Here is a 15397-nt window from a genome sequence, read left to right as displayed (position 1 = left end):
AGCCCCCATTCACAAGCAAAATAAAAAGGACTGTAGACAAACTCTAGAATTTCATTGAGTTTGTCTACAGTCTGAGGGCTGTCTCTGCAAAGAGACAGCCCTAAATGGTTGAAAAGTGTATGGATCTCTTTACCTCGATCACTCAAATTTTCTTTTATAATGGGCCAAAGCCAAAAGAGGAAAGATATAGCGATAACCATGGTAGTGAATGTAGAAGCTGCCAGCCATTCCCTGTCCGGCAGGGTAATCCATTGTCCAGTCCCTTTTATCATAAGAAGCGAGCAGGTAAGAGACTCCAGCCTGGATTTCCGGTGTGGGCTGGTCAGCGGTTGAAATGAGGGCATCCAGAGCCCAGGATGTATGGGTTAAAGTGCTTGCGTGCAGAGGAATATATGTGTTTTCGCTGTCACTTACGCAAGACTCGCCCCAGCCGCCATCCTTGTTTTGAATCCGGCATAGCCAGTTGACCGCCTTCTGAATAGAAGAGGTATGGGGACTTATCCCGACAGCCGTCATTCCGGTAACAGCTGCCCACGTGCCATAAATATAGCAGATTCCCCACCGGCCATACCACGAGCCGTCTTCTTCCTGATGATGTAAAAGCCAGTCCACTCCTCGTTTGATTAGATGGTGGTTTTTGCGTAAATTTGTATAGCTGCCAAGAAACTCAAGGGTCCTTCCGGTCAGGTCTGCGCTGCTCGGGTCGGTTAGCAGAAAGCGGCCACCTTCAATTGGCAGCAGATTCAATAATTTTTTGTCTGTGTTTTTTTCAAAAGCAGGCCAACCGCCATCCTTATTTTGCATCGATGCGGTCCACTGAACGCCTTTTTCCCATGCTTGACGGACAGTAGAGGAACGTCTCACGAGTCGCGAGAGCGCTCTTAAGGCGGCGGTTGTATCATCTACGTCGGGGTTCATTGTGTTGATGTCTGAAAATCCCCAACCGCCGGGAAAAGCTTGGGGGTTATGAAACGCCCAGTCGCCGTATTTATATTGCTGGCGCCTGATTAAGTATTTACTCGCCTTTTTAATGGTCAAGTCAGATGAGGGAACACCAGCTTCTTGCAGAGCATAGCTAATCAAAGCTGTATTCCACACGGTTGCTGTCGTGTACTGAATGTGAGGGTGACCGTTAATTGTACATTTCATTGCGTGTAAGCCATTGATCGCCTCTATAATAACCGACTCCCCTTTCTTATGCCCAAGAGACAGCAAGGCAAATATCATGAGGAAGGTAGAGCTGAAATAACTGTAAAGCGTTCCGTCCGGTTCAATGTGATCAATCATGTATTGTTTGGCCCTTTGCATAGCTAAGGAGCGTATATAGTGAGGAAAGCCGATTAGACGCTTTACTTCCTGTTCAACCATCGAACAAAGTTTTTTGGTTCCACGTGTTTCCGGCCAATGGAAAGAACCATCGGATCTGGAAGTAAATAAGTCGGAAAGATCTGGACTCTTCTTTGTTCTTTTACTGTATTTTTTGTTTGATAAAATCATGATAGGTATGAGGTTGGCTCGGCCAAATACAGAGAAATCATAGAGGTTGATCGGAAAAGACAACGGTAGAAGAACTAGTTCAATTGGAATTGGAAAGCAAGAAGGCCACCGATATTGACCGGTTAAAGCCAGCATGGTCTTCGTCAGCATGTGTGATTTTTCGATTCCGCCTTTTGCGAGGATGAATTGTTTTGCTGCTTGCAGCCGTTGATCTTCTTTTTGATAATAACCGGAATAAAGCAGAGCATAGTAGGCTTCAACAGTTATTGTGACATTCCCATCCTTCTCATCATGAAAAAGCTTCCAGGCTCCATTGTCTTCTTGTTTGCTCATGATCCGATTGGCTAATCCACGAATTAAGTCTTCATCATTTATTTCTAATGTCCTTAATAAAATAATCATGTAGGCATCGGTTGAGATACCAGTTTCAAAGGGATAATCCCATGAACCATCGGGTGTTTGGGATTGTTTGAGCCGGTCAACAATTGGACGGATTAAGTCTTTTGTCCGAGACTTCATCAAAGTGCCATCCCCCTCACATAAGAGCAGTTTTCTCTATACATATTCGTCTATAAAAAAAGAATTCTTTAGAACTGAATAATTACGGAGGTGACCGATCATTTTTTTCTCAAAGAAGCAGGAGGAGAAACCGTCGCTGCCGGCAAATCTTGTTGATCTTAGGAAAGATTTAAAGACAAAGCTTAAAGAGATTCCGATGCCTGGTGAGGTGAGCCTGCCGAGGAAGGATCAGCAGCTTTTACAGAAAATCCGCTTGAAAACGTCCCAGTTGAATGCCAATAACATTACAAGAACGAAAGCTTATCTGGACTTTTACTGTCTGTATCCAGAAATCCATTGGGCATTCCTCGGACATATGGTATCCAGAAATGGGGGATGGAACATGACGGATTTACAAGGAGAGCTGCATGCCCGTCTTCTTAATAAAGAGAAAAGACATATGTTTTTTAGTTTTTTGGAAAGGGGCAACTGGCTTATTTTTCAGGATGCCTATCCGCAGCTTTTATTATTTATGGAAAGCAAAAGGGAAAATAAAAATATGTTTTATCTGCTGCCGTACTTGAACGTATCTGTATTTATGGAGGTAGTCTGGAATCATTATTGGAAAAAGGAGGATCGCGTCCTTCTTGCTGTTGCTCTCATCGTAAATGAACAAAACTATCTAGAAAAAAGAGTTATGCAGAAGTCATTATTTCAAAAGCAGGTCTTTCAAACATTAGAGTTTGCAGTGCAAGATCTTTTTTCTTTTAATCATCTTCTCTTTCCTTTTTATATGGATGGATCGTCAGTAGAGAAAGCCGAACTTGTAGGTGTAACGCTTCATCACTTCGACTCTTTACATGAACGGATTAGGGTAGGAAAGCGCTTATATCGTTTGCTTTTTCAAGATAAAACTCTACTCGAAAAGATGTTTGATTGAGCGATTCGCAACCGTCATACCGGTACGCGGAAGGATTATTGGCCGCACATTTTTAATGATATTAACGAAGGAATACCAGGAGCAAGACTGACAAAAAGGTTGAAGGGCTGTCAATTGAGAAAAGGAGAGCCCCGACTATATAGCCCAAAGCTTGAATTTGCCTGGAAAAATGCTGAACATTCCCCGGCGGAGGTAGGAGATTGGTTTGATTGTATAGATGTAATTGCCTACTTGGGAAAAGAAAATGAAATGATAGATGGAGAGATTATGAATGAATACTGTAAAACACTTGAAAGGCTTGAGTTGGCAGCTATTGCGAAAAAGGCCATTTTTACTTAAGGCGGCTCCGTATTTTCCGGCTGTGATTGCTGCATCATGGATGGGCACTTATCTCGATCTTTACTTTGTTGGAAGAAATCTATATGAATTTCCACTTCGTCCTTTTCCTGATATTTTTCCTATAAACGTAGCCTTTACTCTTTTCGTTCTACCGCTTTTTACTGGGATGTTCCTGTTCCTGATGAATAAAATGAGAAAATGGGGAAGAGCTTTTTTTATCTTGTTTGTCAGTTTAATCATGCCGGTGGTTGAGAAAGCATCAGAATTATGGGGATTATTTAAGCATAGCAATGGATGGAATCACGGTTATTCTTTCTTTGGTTACTACTTATTTCTCGTTCTTATTTGGGGGATCTTTAAAAGATCAAAAGAAAAGTAAAGACAAACATAAGAGTCATTTCCAGAAGAAGGGAGGCCAAGCAAGGAAGAGGTGTGGGCTCTTTTTTTCCTTGCGAGAGTAGGAATCTCTCAAAATTAAAAAGGTTTATTTTTTAGTAGGCAGCTGTTAAAACAAGTGAGAAAATGAAGAAAAAGTAAAAGGGGTCAGGTCATTCCCATGTATGTCATAGTTGACTTTTTCACCCACTGTCCCTATTATTTATTATGTTCATTTTTATTTCGTGAGCCAAAGTTTCGACTAACATAGTGCATATTATATAATGATATTTAGATAGAACAGGGGTGAAAATGAAGTGAAGAAAGCAATAAATAAGAATTTGTTTTCTCTTAGCAAGCCGATGGTTTTCTTTTCATTGGCAGTCATTCTCCTTTGGTTGAAAACATATGCAGCGTATCAAATAGAGTTTGATCTTGGCATTGATAATGTCATGCAGAAATTCTTGTTATTTATTAATCCGATAAGCTCTGCTGTACTCTTTCTAGCTTTTGCTCTTTTTGCAAAAGGGAGAAGATCCTTTATATGGATGATTGTCATTGATTTCTTATTATCTTTTCTGCTTTATGCCAATATTGTATACTATCGTTTCTTTACTGATTTTATTACGCTACCGACACTTACCCAGACGGATAATGCCGGCGATTTGGGGAAAAGCATTGGTGCTTTGCTAAATCCGTATGACTTTATTTATTTTCTTGATACGATTATTTTAATTGTGCTTATGTTCTCTAAGTATGTGAAGCCTGAACCGGTGAGATTAAAGAGCCGCCAAGTAGGGGCCGTTTTTTTAACGGCTGTTATCCTTTTCGTAGTCAACCTTGGACTTGCTGAATCGGATCGGCCGCAGCTGCTAACAAGAACATTTGACCGTAACTATCTTGTGAAATATTTAGGAATGTACAACTATACAATTTATGATGCGGTTCAAAGCTCTAAAGCGTCCACGCAGAGAGCATTAGCTGATAGCAGTGACACTACAGAAGTGGTTAACTTTACGAAGTCGCTTTATGCAGAGCCGAATCCGCAATATTTTGGCAAGGCGAAAGGAAAGAATGTCATTTACATTCACTTGGAGTCTCTGCAAAACTTTATCGTTGATTACAAGCTGAATGGAAAAGAGGTAACTCCGTTTCTAAATTCACTGGCCCATGATCAAAATACATTTTACTTTGATAACTTCTTCCATCAAACAGGGCAGGGAAAAACGTCAGATGCTGAGTTTATGCTAGAAAATTCGTTGTTCGGACTGCCGCAAGGATCAGCTTTTTCTATGAAAGGGCATAACACGTACCAGGCAGCACCAGCGATCTTAGGACAGCAGGGATATACATCTGCGGTATTCCATGGCAATAAAAAATCTTTCTGGAACCGTGATGAAATTTATAAATCATTAGGATTTAACAAATTTTTTGACTCCAGTTATTATGATATGAACGAGGAAGATGTATTGAATTACGGGTTGAAGGACAAGCCGTTCTTCGAGGAATCTATCCCGTTGCTCCAAACGTTGAAACAGCCATTTTACGCGAAGTTTATCACATTGTCGAACCACTTCCCGTTTCCGATGAATCAAGAGGAAGCAACGATTGAACCTCATCACACGGGAGATCGTTCGGTTGATGGTTACTTCCAAACAGCCAGATACTTGGATGAATCAGTAAAAGGATTTATTGATTACCTGAAAAAATCGGGGCTATATGATAATTCCGTAATTATTATGTACGGTGATCACTATGGTATTTCTGATAACCATAATAAAGCCATGTCTATTGTAATGAATAAAGAAGTAGATAAATTTGAAAATGCTCAGCTGCAAAGGGTGCCATTGTTTATTCATGTACCTGGCGTTAAAGGCGGAGTGCAGCATCAATACGGTGGACAGGTTGACCTGCTGCCGACGGTCCTTCATTTGCTAGGAATTGATACGAAACAATATGTGCAGATGGGGACGGACTTATTGTCACCGCATCATAATGGAGTCGTTCCATTCCGTAATGGAGACTTTATCAGCAAGGATGTAACGTCTATTAAAGATAAATATTACAACACAGCTACTGGAGAAGAAATAGAAGCAACAGACGAAATAAAGAAAGAGGCAGAAATCGTGGAGAAAAAGCTTCGGCTCTCAGATAAAGTGCTGAATGAAGATTTACTCCGCTTTTACACTCCAAATGGCTTCCAGCCCGTAAATCCTTCCGATTACGATTATACACATCGCACGGATGAAAATGCGGAAGCAGCAGAAGCTGAATAATTTATCTTTCGAGAAGTCTTAGCACCTGGCTTCCAGGCAAAACCAGAGCCTTCTCATGAAAATAAACGATTCCGGCCTAGTGACCGGAATCGTTTTATTTTTTCTTCTTTGAATATAGAAATACCTCTTCAGCGAGATCATTAATGAATCTTGTACCTACTTCTCTATTTACATATTTAAGCTCTGCGGCGATTTTAATAATAAAAATACACTTCTCAGTCGACAGTTGAATAAGGGACAATATTGTATTTACAGCGATTAAGAACTCTTTATAATCCTTTCCTTTTCCTTCGTATATAACAAATCCGTCGGTTTCGACCGGGTTAAAATCAGAATCTCCATCCATTGGCAGATTATCATGTATAACGGAAAAAGAATAGGCAGGTGGTTGTAGTTCAGGCAAGTCTGTTTTATAAAGGCTTTTGGCATGTTTAATTAATTGCTTTACTTTTTTATCTTGGAATGATTGTTTTAGCTGCTCAATGAATTTTTCGCCTCCAGAGCCTTCTTCCAGCCCGTTCCAGCATATTAGTAGCTTTTCATTCATGTTGATTCTCTTCTCCCTTTAGTTTTTGTACTAGTCTTATACCCATTTTTCTTTGGGAGAGACTTATTCAGGTGAAGCTGAATAAAAAAAGTATGAAGTATTGCTTTCAAGAATATCAATGTTTGGGACGGCTGACAAATGAAAGGCGGAAAAGGGCGGTATAAAGATTGAAGAAGCGGGAAACGTGGTAACATAACGGATAAAGGGGAGATGAATTTGACTAGTCCATTTACAGATGACAGTTTATCGTTGCATACAGATCTGTATCAAATTAATATGGCTTATACTTATTGGAAAGATGGCACTCATGAAAGAAAGGCATTATTTGATTTGTTTTTTAGAAAAATGCCATTTGAAAATGGGTATGCTGTATTTGCAGGATTAGAGCGTGTGATTGCTTATCTGAGAGACCTTCAATTTACGGACAGTGATATTGATTATCTGCGCAGCATTGGGGAATATGAGGAGGTATTTCTTCAGTATTTACAAAAATTAAAGTTTACAGGCAGCCTCCGCTCCATGAAGGAAGGAGAGATTGTGTTTGCCAATGAACCACTCATTCGAGTGGAAGCCCCACTTATTGAAGCACAGTTAATCGAAACTGCCTTATTAAATATCATTAACTTTCAAACATTGATTGCAACAAAGGCCGCCCGAATCAAAACCGTATGTGGTAATGATGTAGTGATGGAATTCGGTACAAGGCGGGCGCAGGAAATGGATGCTGCCGTTTGGGGAACGCGTGCCACATATATTGCCGGATTTGATGCTACAAGCAATGTGCGTGCCGGCAAGCTGTTTGGCATTCCGCTGGCAGGCACCCATGCGCATTCAATGGTTCAAGCTTATCGTGATGAATATACCGCTTTTCGTAAATATGCAGAATCCCATAAAAACTGTGTGTTTCTAGTTGATACTTACGATACGCTAAAATCGGGCGTACCCAATGCTATTCGAGTGGCAAAGGAGATGGGCAGTCAAATTCACTTTGCAGGCATCCGTCTCGATAGTGGGGATCTCGCTTATTTATCGAAAGAAGCAAGAAAGCAGCTAGATGATGCCGGTTTCCAGCATACAAAAATAGTTGCTTCTAATGATTTGGATGAACATACCATTTTAAACTTGAAGGCACAGGAAGCTAAAATTGATACGTGGGGGATCGGTACAAAAGTAATTACAGCTTTTGACCAGCCGGCTCTAGGAGCAGTCTACAAACTAGTATCCATTGAAAATGAGAACAAGAAAATGGAAGATACCATTAAAATCTCCGGCAATCCTGAGAAAGTGTCCACTCCAGGGAAAAAACGCGTATACCGGATTATCAGCCGGGTGAGTGGCAAGTCGGAGGGGGACTATATTGCCCTTGAAGAAGAAAAGCCGTATGAACAGGAGAAGATCAAAATGTTCCATCCTGTACATACGTATATCTCTAAGTTCGTCACTAATTTTGAAGCGCGGGATTTGCATGAAGACATTTTTCTAAATGGTGAACTTGTCTATGAACTTCCAGAGCTAACTAGTATCCGCCAGTATTTGCAGAGCAATCTGGATCTTCTGTGGGATGAGTACAAACGAATTTTAAATCCGGAAGCTTATCCAGTCGACTTGAGTGAAAAATGCTGGAATAATAAAATGGAGCTTATTCAAGAAGTGAAGGAAAAAACAGAAAAAAGACTGAAACAGGGTCAACTTGAGGAGGAGAGAAAAGAGTGACAGATTTACAAAAGAAGATTATCGAAGAATTGAAAGTAAAGCCGGTCATTGATCCGCAGGAAGAAATTAGAAAAAGTATTGATTTTATGAAAGCATATTTACGAAAGTATTCTTTTCTAAAAGGCTTCGTCCTTGGCATTTCAGGAGGACAAGATTCTACGCTGGCTGGAAAATTAGCACAGATGGCGGTTGATGAGTTGAAAAAGGAGACGGGCTCGGACGAGTACAAGTTTTATGCCGTGCGGCTTCCAAGCGGTGTTCAAAAAGATGAGGATGATTGTCAAGATGCCCTTGATTTTATCCAACCTGACGAAATTCTTGCTATCAATATTAAGCCGGCGGTAGACGCAAGTGAACAAGCGTTAAAGGCAGCGGGGATCGAGCTGTCTGATTTTGCAAAAGGAAATGAAAAAGCCCGTGAGCGGATGAAAGCCCAGTATAGCGTTGCTGCTATGAGACATAGTGTCGTTCTTGGGACTGACCATGCGGCTGAGGCAATTACTGGTTTCTTCACTAAATATGGTGATGGCGGAGCTGACCTTGTTCCGCTCTATCGTTTAAATAAGAGGCAGGGCCGACAAATGCTCAAAGCTTTGAATTGTCCAGAGCACTTATATACCAAAGTGCCGACAGCTGATTTGGAGGATGAGCGCCCGCTGCTTCCTGATGAAACGGCTCTCGGTGTATCATATGAATACATTGATGATTATCTGGAAGGAAAAGAGGTGCCAGAAGCGGCCAGAGAGCGGATTGAACAATTATATTTGAATTCACAACATAAGCGGCATTTGCCGATTAACATTTTTGATGACTTTTGGAAATAAAGCTAAAAAGCATTGGAGAATTAATTCTCCAATGCTTTTTCATTTCAAGCGCTGTAAGGGGCTATCCTTATTTAGGAGGAGAGCGAGAAGAATGTTGGTTTTGTATTCTATACCGCAAGCGCATTTTGCGCAAAAAATAAAAGCGCTTTCTTTCTGTAATAAATATTCTATAATTGGATATATATTCATCATTTATCTCTTTTTACCTATTATTTTCAGGAGGGAAGGAGAAGAGGGTGAATAAAAATTGACAACATAGATTATTGCTAGGGGGCACGATATGAAGAACTTTGAAGAACTAGTAGCTTTAGTGACAAATTGGATTTGGGGTCTTCCGATGATGTTATTGCTTTTGGGAGGAGGCCTTTTTTTAACGGTCCGTTTAGGTTTTTTTCAGTTTCGTTATCTTCCACATGTGTTGAAAGAAACATTTGGGAAAATGTTTGTAAAGAATGATGCGCCGGGCTCGGTTACTCCTTTTCAAGCAACGACCTCTGCTCTTGCTTCTACAATAGGGGCAGCTAATATAGTGGGTGTTCCAGTAGCGATCGCTTTAGGAGGGCCAGGAGCTGTTTTCTGGATGTGGGTTGTAGCCATGATTGGAATGGCCTCTAAATATTCTGAAGTAGTGCTTGGAGTAAAGTATCGCACAAAAAACGAAGAGGGAGAATGGACTGGCGGGCCCATGCATTATATTGAGAAAGGTCTCGGTTGGAAGCCTGTAGCTATGTTCTTTGCCTTCTTCTTAATGCTTGAAATTATGGCAAGTACGATGGTTCAATCAAATTCCTTGTCTCAAACAGTTGAATCTGCATTTAACCTTCCGCCAATTGTAACGGGGGTTATTGTCCTCCTATTAGTAGGATTAGTTACACTCGGTGGGATTAAACGTATCGGTTCTGTTACAGAAAAGTTTATCCCTTTAATGGTTGGTGTTTATTTAGTAAGCGCTTTTATTGTGTTAGGTGCTAATGTAACTGAAATTCCTGCTGCCTTCACATTAATATTTAAATCTGCTTTTACGCCTACCTCAGCTGCTGGAGGATTCGCGGGTGCTGGAGTGGCAGCTGCAATCCGCTGGGGGCTGGCCCGTGGAATTTATTCAAATGAAGCAGGGATGGGGACGGCTTCAATCGCCCATGCAGCAGCGAAAACAGAACATCCAGCTAAGCAAGGTTTGTGGGGCATCTTTGAAGTCATTATTGATACACTTGTCGTTTGTACAATGACAGCTTTAGTTGTTTTAACATCTGGTGCCTGGCAGGAAATTCCGGCAGATAAAGCATCTACAATGGTTGTAACAGCCCTGTCTAATGTGGTGGGAGAAGGCATCGCTGGAACACTTATTTCCATCTGCTTATTCTTCTTTGTGCTTTCAACGGTTGTAGTCATCGTGTTTTATGGAGAAAAACAGGCAGAATATTTATTTGGTCTAAAGTTTTCCAAGATTATGCGTTTTGTTTATTTAGCTGCTATTCTTGCCGGAGCGGTAGGGGGATTAAAGGTTATTTGGCAGTTCCTTGATTTAATGCTCGCCATGATTGTTTTACCAAATATAGTGGCTCTGTTATTCTTAAGTGGAGAAGTAAAAGAGGTTACAAAAGATTATATTCAGCGATATATTAAAAAAGGTCAGAATAAGCAAAAGAGACGTTCAGCATAGAACTATAAAGTCCTTGTAGGAAAGTAATTGAAAGCAATACGGGCTTTGAAAACATCAGAGAGAGGTTGATCGTTATGTATGGTGAATTAAAACATTTATCTATAGAAGAACAGGTAGAAAAATTAACTAAAACGTTAGTGGGTATTCCTAGTGTGAATGGTTCAGAGAACGGTGAAGTAGCAGTGGCAGATGCGATCTTAGGTATTTTGCGTTCTTATCCATATTTTCAGCAGAATCCAGCGCTTGTTTGGGAACAGACAGCCGTTGATGATGCACTGAATAGGAAGAATGTCTTCGCTTTTATCAAAGGTGGAGTGAATGCCAAACAAACCATTATTCACCATGCTCATATTGATACAGTGGGGATTGAGGATTTTGGTGCGTTGCGTGCCCATGCATTTGATCCGGATTATCTGCAAGATTTCTTCAAAGAATTTGAGCAAAACCCGGATGTTCAGGCAGATGCCTGTTCCGGAGACTGGATGTTTGGGCGCGGATCGGTTGATATGCAAAGTGGAGCAGCGGTTCATTTAGCCAATCTTCTTTACTTTTCAGAACATCGAGAGGAGCTTCCAGGAAACCTGCTTGTCATGTTTAATCCTGATGAAGAAAGCCAGCATGCCGGCGTGAAAAGTGCGGTTTTTGAACTTGAGAGACTGAAAAACGAATGGGATTTAGAGTACGTAGCCGCTATTAACAATGATTTTATCACTCCGCAGTATGATGGCGACACAACGAGATACATTTACACAGGGGCAGCCGGGAAAATACTGCCGAGCTTTTATATTTATGGAAGAGAAGCACATGTAGGAGACACGTTGCAAGGGGTAGACCCGAATTTCATTGCGGCTGAACTAACGAGAAGAATTCACAATAATGTGGAGCTGTGTGAAAACATTCCTGATGAAATGGTGCTGCCGCCAACATGTCTCTTCCAGCGAGATAATAAGTTCACATACAATGTACAAACAGCAACGAGCAGCTATTTATATTTCAATTACTTCTTATATCGTGATTCTGCGGCTGATGTGATGAAAAAGCTTCGCCAAATTACTGCTGAGGCCTGTCAGGAAATTACACAATATTTGTCGAACCAATATGAAGAATACTTGAACCGTTCAGGCCTGCCCCGGAAAAATTTAAACTGGGATATCGAGGTGGTGTCACTTGAGGAGTATAGCCGAGATTTAAAAAATAGGGGAATTGATGTAGAGAAAGTGTGCGCAAAAGTGACGGAAGAGCATAAGATGCTTGATGTAAGAATGATTTCCTTCAAGATTGTGGAAGTGCTGAATGAACTGGACCCTAAAAAGAAGCCGCGAGTGGTCTTGTTCTTTGCTCCTCCATATTTACCGCATAACTTTTTGAGAGAAGATAATCCTGCGGAACAAGCTATTTTGAAAACGATAAAAAATGTTTTAGCTGAGGCCAAGCAGGAGAGCGGTGAGAATTTTGAAGTGAAGAAATTCTTCCCTTACTTAGCGGACGGCAGTTATCTATCCATTCATGAAACGAATGAAGAGTTACAGAGCTTATTAAATAACTTGCCGAGTCTCGGTGGGCTGTACACGCTTCCGGTCGAAGAGATCCGCCGCTTAAACATCCCTTCTATTAATATGGGCGTATACGGAAAAGATGGTCATAAGTGGACGGAAAGAGTCTATAAGCCATACTCGTTTGGTGTTTTGCCTAAGCTCATTAGAGAAACAACAATCAGTTTGCTGAACCATGTACCTGTAAAAGTAAATTAAAGAATGAATAAAAGCCAGGCTCTTCCTTCTGGATTTGATGTAGGCATCCATAGAGGAGTCCTGGCTTTTCGTTATAGTATAATAATTAAAACAAGTCAGATGAATGGCTTGTAGATTATTATGCAATGATTGTTTCTTCTATGCTTGGAAATTTAATTTTGGGCACCCTAATAGATGTATCGACCCAATCTGTTATGCAGCTGCTATGGAAGAATGTTTTTTTTATTCTTTTGTACTTGCCGAGCTATTTATTACAGCTGCCATCATAAACAAACCGCTGCTTCTTTTATCGATCTTGGCTTTAATGAACTATAAAGCAATGACCACAATAAGTGAAAAAGTTATTTTATCAAAAGAAGGCAGTGTTTCTCTTTAGGGTGACCACTATTTTAGTGGTCTTGCGGGATACGGCGTTGGCTCTGGCCCGTTAGAGAATATGGAACAGAAGCATTTGGCGAGGAGATTGTTCTTCGGTAATTGCTAATCTGGAGTGTTAGGGACCTCGTGGTTCTCGATCTTATTTTGACTGCAATCAATGCAGAAGAATCAATGTGCCCATCTGTTTAAAGGACCTTTTTAATCAGTTGGAATCGGGGAGCCACAAAAGCGGTTACATCCTAAGTGTGTTTTTTACTGAATATTTAATTAACAACAGAACAGCTTGACCGCTGTGGTTGATAGATATAAAATGAGGTCAAATTAGCTCGAATAATCGATTTCTCCTTCATATATTTTCGACAATATGGGTCGAAAGTTTCTACTAAATCACCGTAAATGATTGGACTATGAGGGCAGATTCTTTTTGTAAACAACTAGAATTCTGCTTTCAGCGCTGAAAGGATTCTAGTTTTTATTTTATGTACATCGAGCAGTATCTTATTGCACAATAGAGGAGTGGAAAGAGTGGCAGGAAAACCGGAATTACATAACCAGGAAATGATCCTTGTTTTAGATTTTGGCAGTCAATACAATCAATTAATCACCCGTCGTATTCGGGAGTTTGGTGTGTATAGCGAGCTTCATCCGCATACAATCACTGCAGAAGAAGTAAAGGAAATGAACCCGAAAGGCATTATCTTTTCCGGCGGACCAAATAGCGTTTACTCAGAAAACGCATTTCATTGTGATGAAAAAATCTTCGAATTAAATATCCCGATTTTTGGTATTTGTTATGGCATGCAGTTAATGACGAAACATTTTGGCGGCAAAGTAGAGCCTGCTTCACACCGTGAGTATGGAAAAGCAGCCATTCAAGTGAAAAATGAAACTGCACTCTATAAAGGACTGCCAGCAGAACAAGTTGTCTGGATGAGCCATGGTGATTTAGTTACAGCTGCACCTGAAGGCTTTTCGGTTGATGCCGTGAACCCTTCTTGCCCGATCGCTTCGATGAGCAATGAAGAGAAGAAGCTTTACGCCGTGCAATTCCATCCGGAAGTGAAGCACTCTGTATACGGCATTGAGCTTTTGAAAAATTTTGTGTTTGAAGCATGCGGTTGCAGTGGCGACTGGTCGATGGAGAACTTTATTGAAGTCGAAATGGAGAAAATTCGTCAGGTAGTCGGCGATAAGAAAGTACTCTGCGCACTAAGCGGTGGTGTGGACTCTTCTGTCGTAGCTGTGCTGATTCATAAAGCCATTGGCGATCAGTTAACATGTATTTTTGTGGATCATGGACTGTTGCGAAAAGGCGAAGCCGACAGCGTTATGGAAACATTCGCTCAAGGTTTTCATATGAACGTTATTAAAGTGGATGCTAAGGACCGCTTCCTGAATAAATTAAAAGGTGTGTCTGACCCTGAACAAAAGCGTAAAATCATTGGTAATGAATTTATTTATGTATTCGATGATGAAGCTACTAAGCTGGAAGGCATTGAGTTTTTAGCTCAAGGTACCCTTTATACAGACATTATTGAGAGTGGTACAGCAACAGCGCAAACAATCAAGTCTCACCATAATGTTGGCGGACTGCCTGAGGACATGCAATTTAAATTGATTGAGCCTTTAAATACCTTATTCAAAGACGAGGTTCGCGCTCTTGGAACAGAGCTTGGTATTCCAGATCACATTGTTTGGCGGCAGCCATTCCCAGGACCTGGACTAGGTATTCGTGTTCTTGGTGAAATTACTGAAGAGAAGCTCGAGATTGTACGTGAATCTGATGCGATCTTACGTGAAGAAGTACGCCTGAACGGTCTTGAAAGGGAGATTTGGCAATACTTCACTGTGCTGCCGGACATCCGCAGTGTAGGAGTAATGGGCGATGCCCGCACGTACGATTATACAATTGGTATTCGCGCAGTTACGTCTATTGATGGCATGACTTCTGACTGGGCAAGAATTCCTTGGGATGTGCTTGAAAAGATTTCAACGCGTATCGTTAACGAAGTCCCACATGTTAACCGCGTGGTGTATGATGTTACGAGCAAGCCGCCTGCTACAATTGAGTGGGAATAAGTTTAAGCAAACTATACAAATGAGAAGGAAGTAAATTTGTGTGTTTTCTTTGTGTGAGCTTGGAGATATTAGTGGTCACAAGCCGCCTGCTTACAAAGGCAACAGATATTTGGATATTTCTTTGTCATTTGATACCTTAGCTGCACTTCGGACAAAATGTCCGAAGTGCTTTTGTTTTTTGGGGAAGAAACAACTCTAACCTTATGGAAAAGAGTGATGTCATGTATCTGAGAATGGTTAAGTATAAGAGAGAGTAAATTTATTTTTAAAAAATGTTGACGATGTTTAATAGAGCTGGTATAGTATTAAGAGTCGCCAATGGAAGTAACTGAAAATCCACAGGGACACAGCATGATAACTTCTCAGAAAAAAGTTTTAAAAAACTTTGACAAGAAGAAGTGAATGTGGTAAGATAATAAAATTGCTATTGAGCAGCGGTTAAAATTGATCTTTGAAAACTGAACAAAATACATGCCAGTAAGTTAATTCTTATTTTTAAAACATGAGCAAGTCAAAC

Annotated in this window: 10 protein-coding genes, 1 pseudogene and 1 riboswitch; of the genes and pseudogenes, 9 read left to right on the top strand and 2 right to left on the bottom strand. The window is 40.7% G+C overall.

Features of this window, described 5'->3' with window-relative positions; all coding sequences use genetic code 11:
- Positions 1 to 138 precede the first annotated feature (138 nt).
- Positions 139 to 2016, bottom strand: a complete 1878-nt coding sequence (gene shc, locus ACH0BF_RS24270; protein ID WP_406910459.1) for a squalene--hopene cyclase — start codon at positions 2014 to 2016, stop codon at positions 139 to 141.
- A gap of 100 nt (positions 2017 to 2116) precedes the next feature.
- On the opposite strand from shc, the pseudogene ACH0BF_RS24265 reads away from it, so the two are divergent.
- The 3 genes and pseudogenes from ACH0BF_RS24265 to ltaS all read left to right on the top strand — a co-directional run bounded on the left by ACH0BF_RS24265 (position 2117) and on the right by ltaS (position 5925).
- A pseudogene (locus tag ACH0BF_RS24265) lies at positions 2117 to 3274 on the top strand (DUF2515 family protein).
- The gene (locus ACH0BF_RS24260) at positions 3207 to 3653 is read left to right on the top strand and encodes a CBO0543 family protein (RefSeq protein ID WP_406910457.1); all 447 of its coding nucleotides are present in this window, start codon (positions 3207 to 3209) and stop codon (positions 3651 to 3653) included. The pseudogene ACH0BF_RS24265 and the gene ACH0BF_RS24260 overlap by 68 nt, the downstream one beginning before the upstream one ends.
- A gap of 358 nt (positions 3654 to 4011) precedes the next feature.
- Positions 4012 to 5925 (top strand): lipoteichoic acid synthase, encoded by a 1914-nt coding sequence (gene ltaS / locus ACH0BF_RS24255; protein WP_120038090.1) that lies wholly within the window; start codon positions 4012 to 4014, stop codon positions 5923 to 5925.
- Between the two features lie 94 nt (positions 5926 to 6019).
- Here ltaS and ACH0BF_RS24250 read toward each other — a convergent pair whose 3' ends face one another.
- Entirely contained in the window at positions 6020 to 6472 is a 453-nt protein-coding gene (locus ACH0BF_RS24250) for a hypothetical protein (protein WP_406910456.1), read from the bottom strand.
- Between the two features lie 276 nt (positions 6473 to 6748).
- Here ACH0BF_RS24250 and ACH0BF_RS24245 point away from each other — a divergent pair, with 276 nt between their 5' ends.
- The 6 genes from ACH0BF_RS24245 (at position 6749) to guaA (ending at position 14880) form a co-directional block, all read left to right on the top strand.
- The gene (locus tag ACH0BF_RS24245) at positions 6749 to 8185 is read left to right on the top strand and encodes a nicotinate phosphoribosyltransferase (protein ID WP_406910458.1); all 1437 of its coding nucleotides are present in this window, start codon (positions 6749 to 6751) and stop codon (positions 8183 to 8185) included.
- Positions 8182 to 9009 (top strand): ammonia-dependent NAD(+) synthetase, encoded by an 828-nt coding sequence (nadE, locus tag ACH0BF_RS24240; RefSeq protein ID WP_120036165.1) that lies wholly within the window; start codon positions 8182 to 8184, stop codon positions 9007 to 9009. The genes ACH0BF_RS24245 and nadE overlap by 4 nt, the downstream gene beginning before the upstream one ends.
- Before the next feature lie 91 nt (positions 9010 to 9100).
- A complete protein-coding gene (locus tag ACH0BF_RS24235) occupies positions 9101 to 9253 on the top strand; it encodes a hypothetical protein (RefSeq protein ID WP_406910455.1) in 153 nt (50 codons plus the stop codon).
- Between the two features lie 36 nt (positions 9254 to 9289).
- Positions 9290 to 10672 carry an alanine/glycine:cation symporter family protein gene (locus tag ACH0BF_RS24230; protein ID WP_406910454.1) on the top strand — a complete coding sequence of 461 codons (1383 nt, stop codon included), beginning with the start codon at positions 9290 to 9292 and terminating at the stop codon, positions 10670 to 10672.
- A gap of 74 nt (positions 10673 to 10746) precedes the next feature.
- Complete coding sequence (locus ACH0BF_RS24225) at positions 10747 to 12423, top strand: M20/M25/M40 family metallo-hydrolase (protein WP_340851239.1); 1677 nt, start codon at positions 10747 to 10749, stop codon at positions 12421 to 12423.
- Between the two features lie 704 nt (positions 12424 to 13127).
- Positions 13128 to 13229, top strand: a riboswitch (purine riboswitch).
- A 97-nt stretch (positions 13230 to 13326) separates the two neighbouring features.
- Positions 13327 to 14880, top strand: coding sequence for a glutamine-hydrolyzing GMP synthase (guaA, locus tag ACH0BF_RS24220; RefSeq protein ID WP_120036168.1), 1554 nt, complete (start codon positions 13327 to 13329; stop codon positions 14878 to 14880).
- Positions 14881 to 15397: the final 517 nt, after the last annotated feature.

It is taken from the genome of Pseudobacillus sp. 179-B 2D1 NHS, assembly GCF_045370945.1.
Classification (GTDB): domain Bacteria; phylum Bacillota; class Bacilli; order Bacillales; family Domibacillaceae; genus Pseudobacillus.
Note: the sequence above shows the minus strand (reverse complement) of the source record. Positions and strands in the feature narration are given on the sequence as shown.